General features: G+C 72.3%; 11 protein-coding genes. 5 read left to right on the forward strand and 6 right to left on the reverse strand.

All coding sequences use genetic code 11. The annotated features are described in order from the left end of the window. Nucleotides 1–132 precede the first annotated feature (132 nt). Nucleotides 133–2565 (reverse strand): DUF6049 family protein, encoded by a 2433-nt coding sequence (locus tag AB0L25_RS16700; protein ID WP_500172874.1) that lies wholly within the window; start codon nucleotides 2563–2565, stop codon nucleotides 133–135. 185 nt (nucleotides 2566–2750) lie between these two features. Further along, nucleotides 2751–3353 carry an aminoacyl-tRNA deacylase gene (locus tag AB0L25_RS16705; protein ID WP_500172876.1) on the reverse strand — a complete coding sequence of 201 codons (603 nt, stop codon included), beginning with the start codon at nucleotides 3351–3353 and terminating at the stop codon, nucleotides 2751–2753. 403 nt (nucleotides 3354–3756) lie between these two features. On the opposite strand from AB0L25_RS16705, the gene AB0L25_RS16710 reads away from it, so the two are divergent. Both AB0L25_RS16710 and AB0L25_RS16715 read left to right on the forward strand, forming a co-directional pair. Further along, nucleotides 3757–5301, forward strand: a complete 1545-nt coding sequence (locus tag AB0L25_RS16710; protein WP_500172878.1) for a CCA tRNA nucleotidyltransferase — start codon at nucleotides 3757–3759, stop codon at nucleotides 5299–5301. A gap of 44 nt (nucleotides 5302–5345) precedes the next feature. Next, nucleotides 5346–6620: an adenosylmethionine--8-amino-7-oxononanoate transaminase gene (locus AB0L25_RS16715; RefSeq protein WP_500173104.1), complete on the forward strand. Its 1275-nt coding sequence runs from the start codon at nucleotides 5346–5348 to the stop codon at nucleotides 6618–6620. Here the strand turns inward: AB0L25_RS16715 and AB0L25_RS16720 are convergent. From AB0L25_RS16720 to AB0L25_RS16735, 4 genes are all read right to left on the reverse strand, one after another. Next, entirely contained in the window at nucleotides 6617–7810 is a 1194-nt protein-coding gene (locus AB0L25_RS16720; RefSeq protein WP_500172880.1) for an MFS transporter, read from the reverse strand. The genes AB0L25_RS16715 and AB0L25_RS16720 overlap by 4 nt on opposite strands. A gap of 485 nt (nucleotides 7811–8295) precedes the next feature. After that, on the reverse strand, nucleotides 8296–10077 hold the full coding sequence (locus AB0L25_RS16725) for an ABC transporter substrate-binding protein (RefSeq protein ID WP_500172882.1): 1782 nt from the start codon (nucleotides 10075–10077) through the stop codon (nucleotides 8296–8298). A 188-nt stretch (nucleotides 10078–10265) separates the two neighbouring features. Further along, a complete protein-coding gene (locus AB0L25_RS16730; protein WP_500172884.1) occupies nucleotides 10266–11345 on the reverse strand; it encodes an inositol-3-phosphate synthase in 1080 nt (359 codons plus the stop codon). Between the two features lie 72 nt (nucleotides 11346–11417). Then, the gene (locus AB0L25_RS16735) at nucleotides 11418–12038 is read right to left on the reverse strand and encodes a PadR family transcriptional regulator (protein WP_500172886.1); all 621 of its coding nucleotides are present in this window, start codon (nucleotides 12036–12038) and stop codon (nucleotides 11418–11420) included. A gap of 490 nt (nucleotides 12039–12528) precedes the next feature. On the opposite strand from AB0L25_RS16735, the gene AB0L25_RS16740 reads away from it, so the two are divergent. From AB0L25_RS16740 to AB0L25_RS16750, 3 genes are all read left to right on the forward strand, one after another. After that, on the forward strand, nucleotides 12529–16080 hold the full coding sequence (locus tag AB0L25_RS16740; protein ID WP_500172888.1) for a transglycosylase domain-containing protein: 3552 nt from the start codon (nucleotides 12529–12531) through the stop codon (nucleotides 16078–16080). A gap of 908 nt (nucleotides 16081–16988) precedes the next feature. Next, complete coding sequence (locus AB0L25_RS16745; RefSeq protein ID WP_500172890.1) at nucleotides 16989–19214, forward strand: transglycosylase domain-containing protein; 2226 nt, start codon at nucleotides 16989–16991, stop codon at nucleotides 19212–19214. Nucleotides 19215–19384: 170 nt separating this feature from the next. Further along, a complete protein-coding gene (locus AB0L25_RS16750) occupies nucleotides 19385–20827 on the forward strand; it encodes a glycosyltransferase family 87 protein (protein WP_500172892.1) in 1443 nt (480 codons plus the stop codon). Nucleotides 20828–20940: the final 113 nt, after the last annotated feature.

The following is a 20940-nucleotide window of genomic DNA, read 5'->3' on the forward strand; positions in this document are numbered from 1 at the left end:
GGGGCTCCGCCGCCGGGCCTGGCCTGCGGCGGTTGCGGGCGGTTCCACTGGTCCTGCCCGGAAGGTCCGGACGGTCCCGGTGCGGGACGGCCCGGACCTGCGGGCGGACGGCCGTGGCGGGGCGTGTACGGGTCAGCGGGCGGGGTCGCCCGCCCCGGGGTCGGCGCGGGTGGCGCCTGACCTGGATATCCCTGGTTCGGGTTCGCGGGGGCCTGCGGGGGACGGCCCTGCGGGGGACGGCCCTGCGCCGGGTACGGCGGCGCCGGGTTCTGCCCCTGCCCCGTCCCAGGGGGCGGACCCTGAGAGTTCGGGGTCGGGTAGGCCGGGTCCTGCGAACCCGGGGCCGGGGACTCCCCCCGGTCCTCCGGTCGCTCCTGGTCCCATTCCCGTCGACCCGTCACCGGCTGCCTCCGCTTTCCGGCGGCGCCTTGCTCTGATGGCCCGCACTCCGACGCCCACGAAGAGTACGGCAAGTCCGCCACCCGTGATGAGCAGTGCGATCTGCCCGTATCCGGTGGCGTGCACGATCACGGTCTCGCCCTCCCCGAACGGGCGGCCGGTACTCGGGTTCACCATCTGCAGGTTCATCCGGAAGATGCCGTTGCCGCGCGCCTCCGCCGGCACCCACCGGGTGACCCGCTCCCCCGGCTGCAGCTCGATGATCTGCGCCTCGGGTTCGAGCGCGCCGAGCTGCAGCTTGGCGGTGTTCTGCGAGGCGATGACGAGCCGGACCCGGACCGCCTGCCCGGTCAGCGTGTTCTCGATCGACACCGGCAGCGTCCCGGTGCTGCCGGTCATGTTGATCCGCTTGCTCTCGGGGGTGAGGAAGCGCACGCGGCCCATGTCGCGGGCGAGCTGGTCCGACAGGGCGACGCGGGCCGCCTTGGCGCCCTCGGAGTCGGCCCGCCACGCGGACGACACGATCCGCAGCATCGCCTTCTCGTAGGAGAGGCGGTACGGCTCGATCATCACCGAGTGGAACGACTCGGCGCGGCGGCCGATCGTCCACACCCGCTTGAGGTAGCTCTCGCCCAGTTCGTACCGCTCGTAGTGGTCTGGGTAGTTGTTCCAGGTGCGGGGCTGCGGGTCGGTGTCCTCGATGTCGCTGAGCGGCACCTCCGTCAGCCAGTCGGCGTTCTGCGTGTACTCGAGGAGCCGCTGGGCGAGGCCGGGGACGGGGTCCCAGCGCCGGTCGGGGGCGACGACGACGGTCCGCTGCAGGGCCGGCGCCTCCGCGGCGATCATCGCGGTCTCGGCGAGGAACCGCTGCTCGGTGAGCAGGGACGTCCCGATCGTGTCGCCGCTGTGGGTGACGACGTCGCTGAGCGTCTCGTCGTAGAGCAGCGTCGGCTTGGCCCCGCCGCCGGTCTCGAACGTGGTGGCGGCGTTCGGGGAGCCCTGCGGCGGGCGCTGGAAGTGCCTGCTGCTGAGCAGGAACGCGCCGCCGTCGCCGAGGACGTTCTTCGCGAGCCAGTCGGCCGTGTCGTGCCCGACCGAGCCGCCCGTCGGCCACGCGACGCGCGCGTCCGGGGCGCGGCCGAGGACCTCGGTGGCGACCTTGAGGTTCTGCGGCGCGAACGCGGACCGGACCTGCTGCGGCATCTTGTGGCGGACGAGCGCGACCAGGTCGGGGTCGGCGTAGGGCAGCGTGAAGTACGGGTCGTCCTTGGCGGTGTCGGCGAGCGCCCTCAGCCACGCGGCGGCGGGCTGGCTCTGCGGCTTGCGCTGCGACTCCTCCGAACCCGGCGCCCGCACCGTGTACTCGCCGGACGCCATGGCCCTGACGTCGTCCAGGAGCGCGGGGTCGACGGCCCACGTGATCGGCGTGTCGGTCGCCTCGGCGGCGGTGACGAGCTGCGACAGCCGGCCCTCGGGGGCGAGGCTGTCGCTCAGCTCGTCGTTGATGAACGTCGCGTCGTTCGTGCGGTGCTGCTCGTCGGCCAGCGGCCACACCCAGCTGATCGCGACGGGCTTGAAGTTCGTGTCGTCCGGCATGTACGTGATGAACGTGGTCAGGCCGCCGACGGGCGCCCCGGCCGCGTTCAGCACCTCGACGCCCACCGGATAGACGCCGGGGGTGCCGGTGGGCGGGAGCTGCAGCGCCTTCGCGGTCGTCTCGAGCTCCCAGGCGTACTTCACGCCGGGCTCGGCGGCGGACCGCAGCCGCTGGGTCGCGCCGTAGTAGGGGAGCCGGTACGCGGGGGTCTCGCTGTACTCCTGCAGCGCGCTGCGGCTGATCACGGGCCGGTTGTGGTACCGCAGCCGCACGCTGACGCCGTTGAGGGCGGCGTCCGTCCGGTTGCGGACGAGGCCCGTGAGCTTGATCTTGGAGTTGCCCCGGACGGTCTTGGGGCCGATCTCCGTGAGGGCGATGCCGACCTGCGCGCGCGCGGACGCGGGCGTCTCGGGCTGCAGCGGCGCCGCGGCCGTGCCCGTGCTCGGGCCCGTGCGGACGGTCGCCGCGCCGGGGGCCGCCGCGGACGTCCCGGCCAGCGCGGGGTTCGCCGCCCACAGGAGGCAGGGCAGCAGGGCGGCCACCGCGGCCGCGCGTCTGATCGTTCGCACGCCGTATCCGCTCAAGGGTCGTCCGCTCAAGGGCCGTCCGCCATCGGGGACGCCGCGGGGCGGCGGGCATCGTTTTCCCGCACCACGGCCCCGATGTTAGTCCGCGCGCCGGGGGCGTCAGACCTCCTTCCCGCCCGAGTGCCGAAATCCCGCCGATACCGGGCCGGAAGCCGCGCGGGCGTCCGTCAGCCGACGGGGTGGCGCGGGCCGGGCGTGTTGGGCTCGCCCTCCTGCCCGATATGCCGGACGGATCCGGCGGGGACCTCCTGCCGGACGTGCTCCGCGCGCAGCCCCGCGCCGAACAGGTCGGCCGGTTCGGCGCCGCACAGCTCGTACAGGGACCGGGCCCGGATGCCGAGCGCCGTGGACGCCTCCCCGGTCGGCGTGTAGACGACGTCGTCGGGCGGCAGCGCGTCGACGAGCCGGCGGTCGATCAGCAGCCGCATCGTGTCGGGCAGCAGCAGCGGGCAGACGAGGTCGGCGGCGTACTCGGTGGCCGCGTTGATGACGTCCGGACGGGCGGGACGCGCGTGCCGTGCGCCGACGGCGCGCCGGACGGCCTCGGCGGGCGGCCGGTCCCCGGCGGGGACGATCGCGCCGGTGAGGAAGCGGCCGGTGCCGCGGTGCCCGTCGCAGCCGTAGACGCGCGTCGCGAGGCAGCGGCCCGCGGGCAGGCCGAGGGCCCGCGGCAGTTCGTCGGCACCGCCGATCGCGATGGGCAGCCGTACGATCTCGTGCACGGTCTCCCATGCGAGCAGCGCGCGGTGGATGGCGAGAGCGTCCAACATGTTCGGCTCCATCCCGCGGGGCGGACCCCGCCTCACCCGAAACCGGTCACCCGGTGTCCCCATGCTTCGCACTGTGTGCCGAAAATCGGGACATACCCGACGCGTCGGACTTCATCCGCGCGGCGCGGCACGCCGGACCCGTTCGATGCGCCGCCCTCGCGCGCGCTGCCGCACCTGCGGCGGACCGGGGGCCTGCGGTGTCCCGCTACCGTTGTCGTGCGGGAGGCTCACCGGCGGTCGTGTCGGCGTCATCGGGGCATGTCCAGAACGTAACCCGGGGATCGCGCCATGTGAAGGGCCCGCGTCCTTCTTCCTCCGGCCGCGTCCCGCAAGGGCTCCCGCGCGCGTCCCCGTGGACCGCCGAAAGTCCTTTGTCAGCCCGTCAATCAAGGAAATACGCTCGATGGCCGTGCCCAATCAGGTGCCCAACCCCGACGCGAGCCCGGAGTCCCGTTTGCCGAACGACGACGCGAACACCGCGCCCCAGGCGTCCGGCCGGAACGGGACGCCGGAGACCTCGCCGGCGCAGCGCACCGCGATCGCCGAGCTGCTGCGCCGGATCGCCCCCGTCGCCGACGAGCTCGGCGAGCGCTTCGCGGCCGCCGGACACGAGCTGGCCCTCGTCGGCGGGCCCGTCCGGGACGCGCTGCTGCGCCGCCCCACCAAGGACGTCGACCTCACCACCGACGCGCCGCCGCCGCGCATCCTGGAGATCATCGACGGCTGGGCGGACGCCGTCTGGACGATCGGCATCGAGTTCGGCACCGTCGGGCTCCGCAAGAACGGCGTCGAGCTCGAGATCACGACGTACCGCAGCGAGTCCTACGACCCGAAGTCCCGCAAGCCCGAGGTGTCCTACGGCACGTCCCTGCACGAGGACCTCCGGCGCCGCGACTTCGCCGTGAACGCGATGGCGGCGCGGCTGCCCGGGCACGAGTTCGTCGACCCGTTCGGCGGGCTCACGGACCTCCAACGCAAGGTGCTGCGCACTCCGGGCCGTCCCGAGGACTCCTTCAACGACGACCCGCTGCGGATGCTGCGCGCCGCCCGGTTCGCCTCGCAGCTCGGCTTCACCGTCGCGCCCGACGTCGTCCGCGCGATGACCGACATGGCCGGGCGGATCGAGATCGTGTCCGCCGAACGGGTCCGCGACGAGCTGTCGAAGCTGGTCTGCGGCCGGTACCCGCGGGAGGGCCTGGCACTGCTCGTCGACACCGGCCTCGCCGCGCACGTCCTGCCCGAGCTGCCGAAGCTGCGCCTGGAGATCGACGAGCACCACCGGCACAAGGACGTCTACGAGCACTCGCTGATCGTCCTCGAGCAGGCCATCGCGCAGGAGGAGGACGGGCCCGACCTCGTGCTGCGGCTCGCCGCGCTGCTGCACGACATCGGCAAGCCGAAGACCCGCCGGTTCGAGACCGGCGGCCGGGTGTCGTTCCACCACCACGAGGTCGTCGGCGCGAAGATGACCCGCAAGCGGCTGTCCGCGCTGCGCTACCCGAAGGACGTCGTCGCCGACGTGTCCCGCCTCGTCGAGCTGCACCTGCGGTTCCACGGCTACGGCACCGGCGAGTGGACCGACTCGGCCGTCCGCCGGTACGTCCGCGACGCGGGGCCGCTGCTGTCGCGGCTGCACAAGCTCACCCGCGCCGACTGCACCACCCGCAACCGGCGCAAGGCCGACCGCCTCCGCCGCACCTACGACGACCTCGAGGCGCGCATCGCCCGGCTCGAGCAGGAGGAGGAGCTCGCCGCGATCCGCCCGGAGATCGACGGCAACGAGATCCAGGAGATCCTCGGGATCTCGCCGGGCCCGCTCGTCGGCCGCGCCTACAAGTTCCTCCTCGACCTGCGGCTCGACCGCGGCGTCATCGGCAAGGAGGCCGCGGCGGACGAACTGCGCGCGTGGGCCCGCGCGGAGGGCGTCCTCGGGGAGGACCGGTCGTGATCTCCCTGCAGCTCGGGCGGATGAGCCCGCACGAGGCCCGGCGGATGGCCGACTTCGACCGCGAGCACATCTGGCACCCGTACGCGCCGATGCCCGCGCCCGTCCCGGCCCTGCCCGTCGTGTCGGCGTCCGGGGTGCGGCTGACGCTCGCCGACGGCACCGAGCTGATCGACGGCATGTCGTCCTGGTGGGCGGCCGTGCACGGGTACCGGGTGCCCGAACTGGACGCCGCCGTCACCCGGCAGCTCGGCAAGATGGCGCACGTCATGTTCGGCGGGCTCACCCACCCGCCCGCCGTCAAGCTCGCCGAACGGCTCGTCGAGCTGACCCCCGAACCGCTGACCAAGGTGTTTTTCGCCGACTCCGGCTCCGTCGGCGTCGAGGTCGCGATCAAGATGGCGCTGCAGTACTGGCGGTCGCAGGGCCGCCCCGAACGGCACCGCCTGCTCACCGTCCGCGGCGGCTACCACGGCGACACCTTCGGCGACATGGCCGTCTGCGACCCCGTCAACGGCATGCACCACCTGTTCAGCGACGTCCTCGCCCGGCACGTGTTCGCGCCGCCGCCCCCGCTCGGCTACACCGCCGAACCCGACCGGGACTACCTGGACGAACTCGCCCGCCTCGCCGACGAGCACGCGGGCGAACTCGCGGGGATCATCGTCGAACCCGTCGTGCAGGGCGCGGGCGGCATGCGCTTCTACGCGCCCGAATACCTGCGCGCCCTCCGCGACATCGCCGACGAGCACGGCATCCTGCTCATCCTGGACGAGATCGCCACCGGGTTCGGCCGCACGGGCGAACTGTGGGGCTGCGACCACGCCGAGATCGCCCCCGACATCATGTGCCTCGGCAAGGCCCTCACCGGCGGCTACATGACCATGGCCGCGACCCTCTGCACCGACCGCGTCGCGCACGGCATCACGTCCGGTGCGGCGGGCGCGCTCATGCACGGGCCCACGTTCATGGCGAACCCCCTCGCCGCCGCCGTCGCGTCCGCGTCCATCGACCTGCTCCAGGCGCGCGACTGGCGCGACGAGGTCGACACCATCGAGGCGATCCTCACCAGCGAACTCGACGGCGCCGCCGAACTCCCGGGCGTCGCGGACGTCCGCGTCCTCGGCGCCATCGGCGTCGTCGAGGCCGACGAACCCGTCGACGTCGCGACCGTCCAGGAGATCGCGATGTCGTACGGGGTGTGGCTCCGCCCGTTCGGCAAGCTCGTCTACACGATGCCCCCGTACGTGTGCACACCGGACGAGACGACGCACATCGCCGCCGCACTCCGCGCGATCGCCGAATCCTTCGGGGAGGACTAGCCGACCGCGGCCCGCTCGGGCGCGCGGGCCGCCATCGCCCGGTACACGACCGTCCCGGCCCCGTACGCGACGATCACCAGCGCGAGCGCGAGCGGCGCCCGTCCGTCCGCGGGCAGCAGCGTCGCCGCGACCGCCGCCGCCAGCGCGAACACGGCGTTGAACAGCATGTCGTAGACCGCGAACACCCGCCCCCGGAACCGGTCGTCGATCGTCTCCTGCAGCGTCGCGTCCACGCACAGCTTCACGCCCTGCGACACCACCCCGAGGACGAACGCGCCCGCCGTCCACGCCCGCTCGTCGAACGGCAGGCACAGCACGAACAGCCCCACCGCGCCCGCGGCGAGCAGCCCGGCCGTCCACGCGTCCTTGCCGATCCGCCGCACCACCGGCGGGGTGAGCACCGCCCCGACGAAGAACCCGGCGCCGGACGCGCCCAGCACGATCGTGAACAGCGCCATGCCCGCGTCCGCGTCGTCGGTGAAGTGGTACCGGCACAGCAGCAGCGTCATGATCAGCACGACGCCGTACAGGAACCGGTGGAACGAGATCGCGCCGAGCGCGAGCGCCGCCTGCGGGCGCCGCGCGATGTGCCGCGCCCCGTCCCCGAGCCCGTCCAGCACCCCGCCGATCGCCTGCCGCGCCGACGACCGCTCGGCCTCGGGCGGGCCCAGCCTTCCGCGCGGGAACCCCGTCGCGACCGTCCCGGCCAGCAGGTACAGCCCCGCGGACGCCGCCAGGATCGCGGCCGTCCCGGTGTGGCCCGCGCCGAACGCCCACCGCAGCAGGGCGCCCACCCCGCCGCCGACGAACGCGATGATCGTCCCGGACGTCACCGAGAACGCGTTCGCGAGCACCAGCTCCCGCCGCCGCACCACGTGCGGAAGCCCCGCCGACAGCGCCGCGAGGAAGAACCGGTTCACGCCGAGCACCAGCAGCGCCCCGAGGAAGAACCCGGCGCCGTCCCGTCCGGCCGCGACCAGCGCCGCCACCAGCAGGACGAGCGCCGCGCGCAGCACCGGCGCCCACACGAGGATCTGCCGCCGCCGCCACCGGTCGATGAACACGCCCGCGAACGGGCCCAGCACCGAGTACGGCAGCAGCGTCACCGCGAACGCCGCCGCGGCCTCCCCGGCCGTCGCGCGCTGCTCGGGGGAGAAGAACACGTAACCGGCGAGCGCAACCTGGAACACGCCGTCGGTAAACTGCGAGGCCAGCCGCGTCGCGTAGAGGCGCCGAAAGTCCCGTCCCCGGAGGATCCCCCGCAACTCACCAGCCTTCACCCACCCACCCTACGCTCTCCTTTTCCAGGGAAAGAGCGGGGCCGAACGACCGTCGTGACGGGAGAAGAGCCGCACGGCCTCCGGGCGCAGAGCGCCCTCCGGCCGCGCGGGAGTAGGCGCCCGGAGCGCGGGTCGTTGCGGGAGCCGTGCGGCTGCTGTGCGGGGGCGCTCTCCGGCGGCGCGGGGGTCGGCGCGCGGGGCGCGGGTTGTTGCGGGAGCCGTGCGGCTGCTGTGCGGGGGCGTCCTCCGGGCGCGTGGAGGTCGGCGCGCGGGGCGCGGATCGTGACGGTCGCCGTGCGGCTTGTGCGCGGGGGCGCCTGTGGCTGCGGGAGTGGGGCCCGGGCGCGGGGCGTGATGGAAGCCGGGCGAATCTTGCGCTGGGGGCGCGGGGTGGGTCAGTCGTCGGTGGCCAGCCAGATGTGGGTGTAGTCGTAGCCGGCCGCGGTGGGGAGGAAGCGGGCGTTGCGGACGCGGGACGAGCGGAAGATCGTGTGGTCGCGGTTCAGCAGGGGGACGATCGCGGCGTCCTGCATGATCAGGACGTCGGCCTGCCGCCAGCGTTCGGCCGCCTCCTGCGGGCCGGACGCCGTCAGTGCGGCGTCGATCAGCTCGTTCACGCGCGGGTTGTTGTAACCGCCGTAGTTCGTCGAGCCGTTTCCGTAGGTGCGGCCGTCGAAGAGCGGCTGGATGATCGAGCGGCCGTTGTTGCCGTACCAGTCGGGCGTCCAGCCGGGCGCGGCGATGTCCCACTGGCCCTCGCGAGCCCGGGCCGGCGTGGTGATCGTCCCGCCGTAGAAGGAGCCGCCGGTGTCGGGCGCGAGTTCGGCCGTGACGCCGCAGGACGCGAGGTTCTCGGCGATCGACTCCGCGAACAGCTTGTGCAGGCTGTTCGTCCGGTACGGGAACTTCAGCGTGAGGTTCGGGTGCCCGGACTGGGCGAGCAGGGCGCGGCACTTGGCCGGGTCGCCCGAGTCGCCCCGCGTCGGGTAGTGGTTCGCGGCGGCGTGTCCTGAGTTGCCCGGCGGGATCACCGTGTGCAGGGGGTCCGCGACGGCCGGGCCGCCGACGAGCTTGACGAGCGCGCTGCGGTCGATCGCGTACTGCAGCGCCCGCCGGACGTCCCGCTTGCCGAGCGCGCCGTTGTTGTTCGGGCTCAGCAGGTTGAACACCAGGTAGGGGCTGCTGCTCGGCGCCTTCATGATCGCGAAGCGGGGGTCGTCGCGCAGCCGGGGGATCGCCGAGGTCGGCACGGGCTGGTCCCAGGCGAGGTCGGAGGTGCCCTGCTCGAGCTGCTGCTGCACGGCCTCCGGCGAGTCCTGGCCGAGGGTGATGCGGATCCGGTCGACGTGCCGGGAGCGGAGGGGGTCGCTCTGCGGACGCCAGGCCGGGTTGCGGGCGAGGACGTACGAGATCCCCGGGCGGTACTCGACGATCTGGTACGGCCCGTTCGAGATCGTGTGGTTCCGGAAGTCCGGGCCGTCCGGGACGAACCGGTCGTACTCCTGCGGGGCGGCGGCGGTGAACGGCAGTGCGAGGAGGTGCAGGAAGTCGCTCGCCGGGTCCTTCAGCTCGAAGACGATCGTGCGGTCGTCCTCGGCCCGGACGCCCTCGATGCCGTGGTCGCGCTGGTAGGCGGCCATCGCGGCGGGGTCGTGCGGGTCGACCTTGAGGAAACCGTCGCAGAACGCCTGCATCCCGACGAGCGTGGACACGTAGTAGCCCCGGCCGATCGACGGCGCCGCCGGGTTGCACAGCCGCTCGAACCCGCGGACGAAGTCGTGCGCCGTCACCGGGCGCGGCGGCTCGGTGTTCCACAGGACGTCCTCGCGCAGCCGCACCGTGTACGTCTCGCGGTCGGCGCTGACGCCGCCGTTGCCGCGCGTCGGGATCCGCACCGCGACGTCCGGCTGCACCGGCACCGTCTCCGCGAACGCGTTGGACGCGCGCGTGCCGAACAGCGTCCGCGCGAACGTCCGGACGAGCCCGTACGCGCCGACGCTCGCCACGGACGCGGGGTCGAGGTGCTCGACGTCCGACGAGCCCACGATCCGGAGCACGCCGCCGTCCCGGACCGGTTCGTCCGCCGACGCGCCCTCGCCGCCCCCGCCGACGCAGCCGGTCAGCCCGGCCGCGAGCACGGCGAACCCCGCCGCCGCCTTGACCACCGCACCTGCCATCACGCCTCACCTCGAACCCCGGAACCGGAGCGTGCAATCACCGGCGGTGTCACAGTAGGGCCAGAGAGTGACGTCAGGACGACACATCACGGTTTTCTCTATAGAAGTAAAGGACGCCCCGGCAGTGACTTGTGCACTGCCGGGGCGTCCTCACGCCTTGCACGGACGGGCGTTCACCCGCCGGGGGGTCAGCGGTCGAGCTCGCCCGAGATGAACTGCTCGACGGCGTCCCGCGCCTCGTCGTCGGTGTACTGCACCGGCGGCGACTTCATGAAGTAGGAGCTCGCCGACAGGATCGGGCCGCCGATCCCGCGGTCCTTGGCGATCTTGGCGGCGCGCACCGCGTCGATGATGACGCCGGCGGAGTTGGGGGAGTCCCACACCTCGAGCTTGTACTCGAGGTTCAGCGGGGTGTCGCCGAACGACTTGCCCTCGAGCCGCACGTACGCCCACTTGCGGTCGTCCAGCCACGGCACGTGGTCGGACGGGCCGATGTGCACGTCGGCCTTCGCCATCTCGTGCGGGATCTGCGACGTGACCGACTGCGTCTTGGAGATCTTCTTCGACTGGAGGCGCTTGCGCTCCAGCATGTTCATGAAGTCCATGTTGCCGCCGAAGTTGAGCTGGTACGTGCGCAGCAGCTCGACCCCGCGGTCCTCGAACAGCTTGGCCATCACGCGGTGCGTGATCGTCGCGCCGACCTGCGACTTGATGTCGTCGCCCACGATCGGGACGCCGGCCTTGGTGAACTTCTCGGCCCACTCGGGGTCGCTGGCGATGAACACCGGCAGGGCGTTGACGAACGCGACGTTCGCGTCGATCGCGCACTGGGCGTAGAACCGGTCGGCCTCTTCCGAACCCACCGGCAGGTAGGACACGAGCACGTCGACCTCGGCGTCCTTGAGGGCCTGGACGACGTCGACCGGCTTGGCGTCCGACTCCTCCACCATGTCGAGGTAGTACTCGCCCAGGCCGTCCAGGGTGTGGCCGCGCTGCACGATCACGCCGCTCGGCGGAACGTCCGCGAACTTGTACGTGTTGTTCTCGCTCGCGTGGATGGCCTCGGACAGGTCCATCCCGACCTTCTTGGCGTCGACGTCGAACGCCGCGACGAACTCCACGTCACCGACGTGGTACTCGCCGAACTGGACGTGCATGAGGCCGGGAACCCGCGTCTCGGGGGCCGCGTTCTTGTAGAACTCGACACCCTGGACGAGCGAAGAGGCGCAGTTGCCCACACCCACGATGGCTACGCGCACCGAACCCATCCGGTTGCTCCTTCTCCTGTTGCGGAACATGTGGTGTTCTTCACCCGACCTCGAGGGCGGCGGACCGCTGGGTCAGCGACCCGTCTCCCGAGGCATGTCCTGATCAAATTCCGAAGACTTGGCTAGTTTTTCCTGCTCGGCCCGCTCGCGGCCGATGAGCTCGTTGAGCCACCGGACCTCGCGTTCGACGGACTCCAACCCGTGGTTCTGCAATTCGAGGGTGTAGGAGTCGACCCGTTCCCGGGTCCGCGCCAGCGCGGCGCGGAACCCCTCCAGGCGCTCCTCGAGCCGGCTGCGCCGGCCTTCGAGGATCCGCAGCCGGACGTCGGCGCGGGTGTGCGAGAAGAAGGCGAAGTGCACGCCGAACCCCTCGTCCTCCCAGGACGCCGGACCGGCCTCGGTGAGGAGCTGCTGGAGGCGCTCCTTCCCGTCGGCGGTGAGCTTGTAAACGATCTTCGACCGGCGGCTCTGCAGGGCGAGCGGCACGTTCGGCTCCTCCGGCCGGTCCTCCATGATCAGTCCCTTGGCGAGGAGCTGCTTGAGGCACGGATAGAGGGACCCGTACGAGAACGCCCGGAACATGCCCAGCAGGGCGTTGAGCCGCTTGCGCAGCTCGTACCCGTGCATCGGGGACTCGTGCAGCAGCCCGAGCACGGCGAGCTCCAGCACGCCCGCGCCCTTCCTGGCCGCCATCCCGAGTCCCTTCGCAGCGCCGATGTCTCAGGTCGATGTATCGAGTGAATGTATCGACTCGATACATCGCAAAGATACGTACCGGGGCGCGTCATCGCAAGCCGACCTGAACGTGACCTGAACGACCCGCCGTCCGGCTTCCCCCGCGCGCACGCGCGCGCGTTCTCCGGACGTCTTACGGCACGCGCGCGGACCGTCCGGCTACGAAGAGTGCGAGGGGCCCGCGAATACGGCAAATTTCGGGTCTATGTGGCCGAAGTGTGCCAAAGTGGCGCTGCAGCCATCCGGCGACGTCGCACGCCCCCGGTCGCGGGCACCAGGCCCCCGAGCCGCGGACGATCGAGGAGGGATGCGCCGACCGAAAACGTCGGTGAGGGACGTTGACCAGCCGGAACGGAGTACCGCCTTGCACAGCGCTCCCCCCGCTCACCAGCCCGCACAGTACTCTTCGGACGGCGCACGAGTCGTTGTCCCCTGTTGATGAGGTCGCGTGAGTAATCCAAGCCAGCCCCGACCGGAGTCCGGGTCGCAGTGGCCGGGCGGGCAGCACCTTCCCCGCCCCGGCGACCCGGAGGTTCCGGCTGCCCCCGCCGAGCCCGCGGGGGAAGTCGACGCAACGGCGATCTTCGGTCCGCCTCCCGCCGCACCGCCCGGCACGCCGCCGGGCGCGCCCCCGCCCGCCGGACCGTCCGACGCCCTCGGCGGCTTCGACCTCCCCGGTGCGCAAGGCCCCGGTGCGCAGGGCCCCAGCGGCTTCCCCGGCGTCGACCTCGGCGACGCGACCATGCGCGTCCCGCCCGGCTCGAGCCCCCTGGGCGGCCCCGCGTCCGGGACGTCCGGCGGCGGCCTCGGCGCACCGGGCGTCGATCTCGGCGACGCGACCGTCAACCTTCCTTCCGGCGCGGACCCGCTGAGCGGCTTCGGCGGTCCGTTCCCCTCCCCAGGAGCGGACGTCGGTGACGCGACCATGCGGGTCTCCCCCGGCGGCGACCCCCTCGGCGGCGGCCCGCTGAGCGCGGGCCCGCTGGACGGCGGCCCGCTGAGCGGTCCAGGCGCCTTCGGGAGCGCGCCGGGGGCCGATCTCGGCGACGCCACGATGCGCGTGCCCCCGGGCGGCGACCCCCTCGGCGGTCCGCTGGGCGGCGACCCCTTGGGCGGTCCGCTGGGCGGCCCCGCGCCGGCCGCGCCCGGTCCGGGCGCCGAGTTCGGTGACGCGACCGTCCATGTGCCTCCGGGATCGGATCCCTTGGGCGGTCCGCTGGGCGGGCATTCGGCCCCTGCCGCGAACGCGGAAGGGGCCCCGGGGACGGGCGGGCCCGGAAGCGGTCCGCTGGGAAGCGGCCCGAGCGCCTTGGACGGGTTCGGCGACGCGACCGTGCACGTTCCTCGCGGCGGTGACCCCTTGGGCGCGCCTCCGCAGGGCGGGTCCGCTCCTTCTTCCGCGAACGTTCCAGGCGTCCCAGGGGCGAGTCCCGCACCGGGTGCGGGCTTCCCCGTGACCGGGCCGTCCGGTCCGGACGTCCCGGGCGCCGGCCGTGGCGGGCCTTCCCCGGAGACGAGCGTGGACGTCTTCCGGGGCGGGGCGCCCGTGCCCGCGGGCCCGGGGGCGCCGGGCGGGTTCGGCGGCGCCGCGATGGGCGCGCCGGGCGCGGTGCCCGGCGGCGGGGCGCAGACGACGGCGACGGATCCGCCCGCGAAGGCGGTCGGGTTCGGGTCCGGGGGCGTGCCGGGAGGACCGGGCGGACCCGGCGGCCCCGGGAAGGGGAAGCGGGGCCTTCTCGGCCACCTGCGGTCGCGCAACACCGGCTGGCGGCGGTTCCTGCCCTCGTGGAAGCTGGTGGCCGGGGTCCTCGGGCTCGGGGTCGCGAGCGTGGTGACGCTGGTGTGGGTCGCGTACTCGAACACGCCGACCCCCGCGGAGCCGACGGTCGAGGGCGTCCAGGACCAGGCGTCGATCTTCTACTACACCGACGGCAGCGAGATCGGCCGGATCGGGAAGAAGCGGCAGAGCGTCGACCTGGAGAAGGTGCCGGAGGTCGTTCAGAACGCGGTGCTGGCCGCGGAGAACCGCAGCTTCCGCACCGACCCCGGGTTCTCGGTCAAGGGCACGGCGCGAGCGGCGTGGGACAACCTGACCGGCGGGTCCGGCGGCGGTTCCACCATCACCCAGCAGCTCGCCAAGAACTACTACTCCGACCCCAACAACCGGACGATGAGCCGGAAGTTCAAAGAGCTGTTCATCTCGGTGAAGCTCGAGGAGAAGTACACCAAGGACGAGATCCTCGAGCTGTACCTGAACACCATCTACCTGGGCCGCAACACGTACGGGATCCAGGCGGCGTCCCGGGAGTACTTCGGCAAGGACGTCTGGGAGCTCAAGCCCGACCAGGCCGCCCTGCTCGGCGGGCTCATCCAGCACCCCAACCGCGACCCGGCCGAGAAGCAGTGGCGGGAGTGGGCGCAGGGCCGCTACGAGTACACGCTGAACGGCCTCGTCGGGATGGGCCAGATGAAGGCCGCGGACGCGGAGAAGTACAAGAAGAGCTTCCCGAAGCTCCTGTCGCGCAACGCCGGCGACCAGCTGTACGAGGGCCAGCAGGGCTACATGCTGATGCGGGCCAAGGAGGAGCTGCGGCGGCTCGGCATCGACGAGCAGGAGCTCACCACCAAGGGCCTGCGGGTCTACACGACGTTCAACCGCAAGCGGATGGCGGACGCGAAGAAGGCCGTCGAGCAGAGCATCTCCCAGGTCGACCCGCAGAAGCTCGCGAAGAAGGACATCCAGGTCGGGCTGGTGTCGGTCAACACCGAGAACGGCGAGGTCATCGCGTTCTACGGCGGCCCCGGCTACCTGGAGCAGTCGTTCAACACCGTGTGGCAGGGCTCCGCGCAGGCGGGGTCGGCGATGAAGCCGTACGTGCTGGCGACCGCGCTGAAGCAGGGCTACAGCCTCAAGAGCCTCGTCGAGGGACGGTCGAACACCCCGATCGACGCGAACGGCAACGTGGTGCCGAAGGGGACGGCGGGCGCGACGGTCGTCCCGAACACGCACGACGTCGGCCCGGCGATCACGCTGACGAAGGCGCTGCAGGAGTCGGTCAACACCGCGTTCCTGCAGCTCGCCGGGAAGGTCGGGCTCGAAGAGGTGAAGGAGACCGAGACCGACGCGGGCATCTCCCCCGACCTGCTGAAGGGCCACGTGGGGATCAACCTGGCGCTCGGCGTCAACGACATCCGGGCGATCGAGCAGGCGGCCGGGTACCAGGCGTTCGCCAACGGCGGCGTCTACCACGAGCCGCACGTGATCCGGGTCGTGAAGCAGACCGACAACGAGACGGTGCGGCTGAAGCCGAAGTACGAGTCGCGGCGGATCTTCAGCAAGGGCGTCGCGGCGGACGCGACGTACGCGATGCAGCAGGTCGTCCAGGGCGGCACGGCGACGGCGGCGCGGCTGCCGGACGGACGGGACGTCGCGGGCAAGACCGGCACCACGGACCGGAACGTGTCGTCGTGGTTCGTCGGCTACGTGCCGCAGGTGTCGACGGCGGTGACGATGTTCAGCGACGCGAACGGGCCGGACGGGAAGAAGAAGTCGGTCGTCCTGCCCGGCATCGGCGAGGTCGAGGGCGGGACGATCCCCGCGCGGCTGTGGCGCGCGTACATGGTGCGGGCGACCGAGGGCCTCGAGGCGAAGTCGTTCCCCGAGCCGACGTTCGGCGGGATCGCGCAGAAGTGGGCGAAGCCGCCGAAGCCGAAGAAGCCCGAGAAGCCGGAGTGGTGCGACGAGCCGTGGGGGAACCTCGACCCGCGGTGCCGCGGCGAGGGCGGCGACGGCGGGGAGGGCGGCGACAAGCCGCCGTGCCAGTCGCCGATCCCGAACGGCAACTGCGACATCCGCAAGCCGCCGAGCGACCCGCCGCCGCGGTGGTGGTGCCAGATCAACCGGGGCGCCGACCAGTGCCGGGGCGGCGGCGGCCGGGGCCGCGATACCGAACTCGAGGACGTCCGGCCCCTGCTGCCGCTCGGCAGACCGCCGGAGTGAGGCGGTGGTGACCGATGATCGTGGCTCGCGGCGCGCGCCGGTCGCCGCCGGGCGTCCGGCCGGTGAGGTCTCGTCAGATCGGGGTGTGACATGAATTATGTTCGCGTGGCGCCGCAGGCGGCGCCGGCCGCGGCGGCGGGCGGCACCGGGCGTCCCGCCGCCCCCGCGCGGCCGGGCAGGTCGGGCCGGGAATCGGGCATCGCGCCGGAACGGTCCGGACGAACCGGTACCGGATGGCATGATCGAGGTCGTTCGACCCCCACGGGGGCACCGGGTGCAGCCGCTCCCGCCCCCACGTCCGCACGTGCGCAGTACCCTCTGACGACGCACAGCCGTACCCCAGTTGATGAGGCCGCGTGAGTAACCCAAGCCGATACGGACCGGAATACGGAGACAGCCCGGGCCGCAGGCGCGCCCCCCGCCCCGGCCCTTCCGGCGGCGGTCAGCGCGGGAACGCCGGTGGCGCCCCGATGCCCGGCAGGCAGCCGCGGCCCGGACCTCGCCAGGGCGGTCGCGGCGGCGGTCCGGCCCGTCCCGCGGGTCCCCCCGGAGCCCGGCGCCGCGGGCAGCCCGCGGCGATGCCGGCCGGCCCCCCGCCGGGGCGCGGTCCCGGAGGGCCCGGTGGTCCGGGAGGGCCAGGAGGACCTGGAGGCCCTGGACGTCCCGGGGGTCCCGGTGGTCCGGGCGGCCCCGGCAGGCCGGGCGGACCCGGCGGACCAGGTGGGCCCGGCGGGCAGGGGCGTCCCGGTGGTCCGGGCGGACCCGGTCCGCGGCGGCAGGGCGGTCCGGGCGGACCCGGGGGCCCGGGTGGTCCCGGGGGGCGGCGCGGCAAGCCGTCCGACAAGCCCGAGAAGACCGGCTGGCGGAAGTACGTCCCGTCCTGGAAGGTCGCGCTCTCCGTCGTCACCGTGGGGATCGTCGCCATCGCGACCCTCCTCGTCGTGGTGTACATGCAGACGCCGATCCCCGACGAGGCGCAGGCGGACGCCGTCCGCCAGTCCTCGGTGATCGAGTACAAGGACGGCGAGGTGCTGGCGCGGGTCGGGATGAACCGGACCAGCGTCCCGCTGTCCCAGGTGCCGAAGCACGTGCAGAACGCGGTGCTGGCGGCCGAGGACCGCAAGTTCTGGACGGAGCCGGGCGTCTCGCCGACGGGCATCGCCCGGGCGGTCGTGACGGCGGCGACGGGCGGCGAGGTCACCGGCGCGTCGACGATCACGCAGCAGCTCGCCCGCAACTACTTCGCGGGGCTCAGCCAGGAGCGGACCGTCAGCCGGAAGCTGAAGGAGATCATGATCTCCATCCGGCTGGGCAACGAGGAGAAGAAGGAGAAGATCCTCGAGCTCTACCTCAACACGGTCCCCTTCGGGCGGCAGGCTTACGGCATCCAGGCCGCGGCCCGCGCCTACTTCCGCACGACGGTCGACAAGCTGACCGTGGAGCAGGCCGCGATGCTCGCCGCGATGATCCAGCAGCCGAGCTACTTCGTCACCTACGGCAACCCCACCGACCCGGAGAAGAAGAAGGCCAAGGAAGCGCTCGTCTACCGCTGGAACTACGTCCTGAACGGCATGGTCGAGGAGGGCTGGCTCGAGCAGAGCAAGCGCCAGGGCATGCAGTTCCCGCAGACCCAGAAGGAGTGGAGCGACGTGCAGGGCGGCGAGCAGGCCGGCTACCTGCGCGAGCGCGTCATCCGCGAGCTGGAGGCGCTGGGCATCCCGGAGACGGCCCTGGAGAGCGAGGGCCTGAAGATCACGACGACCTTCGACCACGACCTGCAGGAGTTCACCGCCAAGGCCGTCGAGAAGATCAAGAAGGACAACAACCTCGGCAAGGAGATCCACTTCGGGCTCAGCGCGGTCGACCCCAAGACGGGCGGCGTCGTCGCGGCCTACGGCGGTCCCGGCTACGAGGAACAGCAGTTCGACGACTCGTTCCAGGGCAAGGTGCAGCCCGGTTCGTCCTTCAAGCCGATCGTGCTCGCCACCGCCCTCAGCCAGGGCATCAGCCTGAAGACGACGATGGACGGCAGCTACCGGCGGGTCATCAACGGCACGCCGTTCACGAACGACAACCGTGCGGAGGACGGCGTCTACGACATCCAGGAGATGACGGCGCTGTCGATCAACACGTCGTACGTGGAGCTCGGCCAGAAGGTCGGTCTCGAGAACGTCATCAAGATGGCGAAGAAGATGGGCATGGAGGACGACCCGCTCGAGCCCGTCACCTCGCTGCCGCTGGGCGTCATCGACGCCAGCTCGGTCACGATGGCGTCGGTGTACTCGACGTTCGCGGCCGGCGGCGTCCACCGGCCGGCGCACGTGATCAAGTCGATCGAGAAGATCAACGGCGATCCGGTCAAGAACGAGGACGGCGAGGTCGTCAAGAAGAACCCGTGGGGCGACGGCGAGCGGGTCTTCGAGGAGGGCGTCGCGCGCGACGCGACCGCCGCCATGGTGGACGTCGTCACGAAGGGTACCGGTGAGCGCGCGGCCCTCCCGGACCGCCCGGTCGCCGGTAAGACCGGTACGACCGACAAGCACCGGTCGGCGTGGTTCGTCGGCTACACCCCGCAGCTGTCCACGGCCGTGGCCATGTGGCGCCAGGACGAGAACAACAACCGGCTCTCTCTGGAGGGCATCGGCAACTACACCCAGGTCTACGGTGGTACCGTCCCCGCCGACCTGTTCAAGTTGTTCATGACGCAGGCCCACAAGGGACAGCCGGTCATGCAGTTCCAGCCGGCCGTGTACGGCGGTGAGGTCGCCGCCTGGGCCAAGCCCGAGGTGACGACGCCCTCGCCGTCGACGTCGCCGAGCACGTCGACGTCCCCCTCCTGCCGGCCCGGACAGGACGGCCAGGGCGGGCAGGGCGGCCAGAACGGGCAGAACTGCGGGAGCGAGTCGCCGACGCCCTCGACCTCGCCGACCAACTCGCCGCCCACGGGGACGGGCCAAGCCTGCACGTCTCCGTGGAACACACCGGTCGGCTGCGACCCCAACATTCCCCCGCCGGGCTACCCCGACTGGTGGTGCGACCGGGAGAACAGGCGCGAGACCGTGGCGCAGTGCAAGGAGAACGATCAGCCGGAGAACCCCGGCGGGCCCAACGGTCCTAATACGCAAGGCAACTGACGGACGGCGGTAACGCCCCGGTCCGGTCGGAAGGCCCGAGCCGCAGCCCGCGGCCCGGGCCTTCCGCGTGCCGGGCATGGCCGTGATGCCACGGGACGACGTCCCAGGCCGAATGGACCGGTGCACGTCCCGGGCGCGGGCGGGCGCGATCACCAATAGTCTTGCTGTCCATGTCGTCGTCTTCTGAGAGGCTCGCGAAGCCCGACGCCGAGACCGGGGACGTCCGTGGACGCATGGCGCGGCTCGTCCCGGTCCTGACGGGCGTCACGGCCCTGGTGTGCCTGCTGGGATGGCTGCAGAAGCGGCCGTGCGCGTCCGCGGGCTTCGACTTCATCGAGACGACGACGAACGCCTGCTACACCGACGTCTACCCGCTCTACTACGTGCGCGGGCTGAACGACGGGCTGATCCCGTACTTCGACTCGTTCCCGGGCACCGACATCCGGTTCGTCGAGTACCCGGTGCTGAGCGGCGGGCTCATGCAGCTCGTCGCGTGGCTCGTGTCCCCGTTCGGCGACGACGGCAGGGGGATGGCGTTCTACAACGTGACCGTGCTGCTGCTCGCCGTCCTCGCGGTCGTGACCGTCCTGGCGACGGCGTACGCGGCCGGGCGGCGCTCGCTGCGCGCCGGGCTGATGGTCGCCCTGTCCCCCGCGCTGCTCCTCAGCGCGTACATCAACTGGGACCTGCTCGCCGTCGGGCTGTCCGCGCTGGCGCTGGCGGCGTGGTCGAAGCGGCGGCCCGCCCTCGCGGGCGTCCTGCTGGGGCTGGCCATCGCGGCGAAGTTCTACCCGCTGCTGTTCCTGGGCCCGCTCGTCCTGCTCTGTGTGCGCGCGGGCCAGTGGCGGGCGATGGGACGGATGCTCGCGGGCACCGCGGCCTCGTGGCTCGCGGTGAACCTGCCCGTGATGCTGTTCGCCTGGGACGGGTGGCTGCAGTTCTACACGTTCAGCCAGGACCGCGGCATCGACTGGGGCTCCATCTGGTTCTTCCTCCGCGACCAGGGCATGCCCGGACTGGACGACACCGGCCGGCTCAACCTCCTCGGCACCGGCACGTGCCTCGTGCTCTGCGCCGGCATCGCGGTGCTCGCGCTGGCCGCGCCGCGCCGCCCCCGGCTGCCGCAGCTGATGTTCCTCGTCCTGGTGGCGTTCATGCTGCCGAACAAGGTCTGGTCGCCGCAGTACGTGCTGTGGCTGCTGCCCCTCGCGGTGCTGGCCCGGCCGAAGCTCCCCGCGTTCGTCGTCTGGCAGGTCGGCGAGATCGTGTACTTCTTCGGCATCTGGTGGTTCCTGCTGTCGGTGTCCGCGCAGACGCCCGGCCAGGACCTCTCCGGCACCCTCTCGGCGGTGCTGACCCTGGACGCGCCCGAGGGCGGCATCGGGCAGGACGTCTACGACATCGCGCTGCTCGCCCGGTTCGTCACCGTGCTCGCGCTCGCCGCGCTCATCGTGTGGGAGGTGCTGCGCCCGTCCGCCGACGCGGTCAGATCCGACGGCGCGGACGATCCCGCGGGCGGGTTCCTCGACGGCGCGGACGACGTGGTGTCGCTCGGGCGGTGGCGTTCCGCGCGCCGCACGGTCCGCGGGGCCGGTGCACCGGCCGTCCCGTAGGTACCGCGGGTCACGTGGGTCGCGCGGGTCACGGAGAACTTCGGGAAAATGCGGTGCGCCGGAGGCCCCTGGGCTGCGGGCGTGCCGCGCCGGCCGTCCGGATCGTGGGCGAA

This window comes from Spirillospora sp. NPDC052242, from assembly GCF_040679555.1.
Taxonomy (GTDB): Bacteria; Actinomycetota; Actinomycetes; order Streptosporangiales; family Streptosporangiaceae; genus Spirillospora.

Coding starts and splice junctions, on each gene's coding strand:
- AB0L25_RS16705 (WP_500172876.1), bottom strand. CDS start 3,353: ATGTTGGACGCTCTCGCCATCCACCGCGCGCTGCTCGCATGGGAGACC.
- AB0L25_RS16710 (WP_500172878.1), top strand. CDS start 3,757: ATGGCCGTGCCCAATCAGGTGCCCAACCCCGACGCGAGCCCGGAGTCC.
- AB0L25_RS16715 (WP_500173104.1), top strand. CDS start 5,346: ATGGCCGACTTCGACCGCGAGCACATCTGGCACCCGTACGCGCCGATG.
- AB0L25_RS16725 (WP_500172882.1), bottom strand. CDS start 10,077: ATGGCAGGTGCGGTGGTCAAGGCGGCGGCGGGGTTCGCCGTGCTCGCG.
- AB0L25_RS16730 (WP_500172884.1), bottom strand. CDS start 11,345: ATGGGTTCGGTGCGCGTAGCCATCGTGGGTGTGGGCAACTGCGCCTCT.
- AB0L25_RS16735 (WP_500172886.1), bottom strand. CDS start 12,038: ATGGCGGCCAGGAAGGGCGCGGGCGTGCTGGAGCTCGCCGTGCTCGGG.
- AB0L25_RS16750 (WP_500172892.1), top strand. CDS start 19,385: ATGTCGTCGTCTTCTGAGAGGCTCGCGAAGCCCGACGCCGAGACCGGG.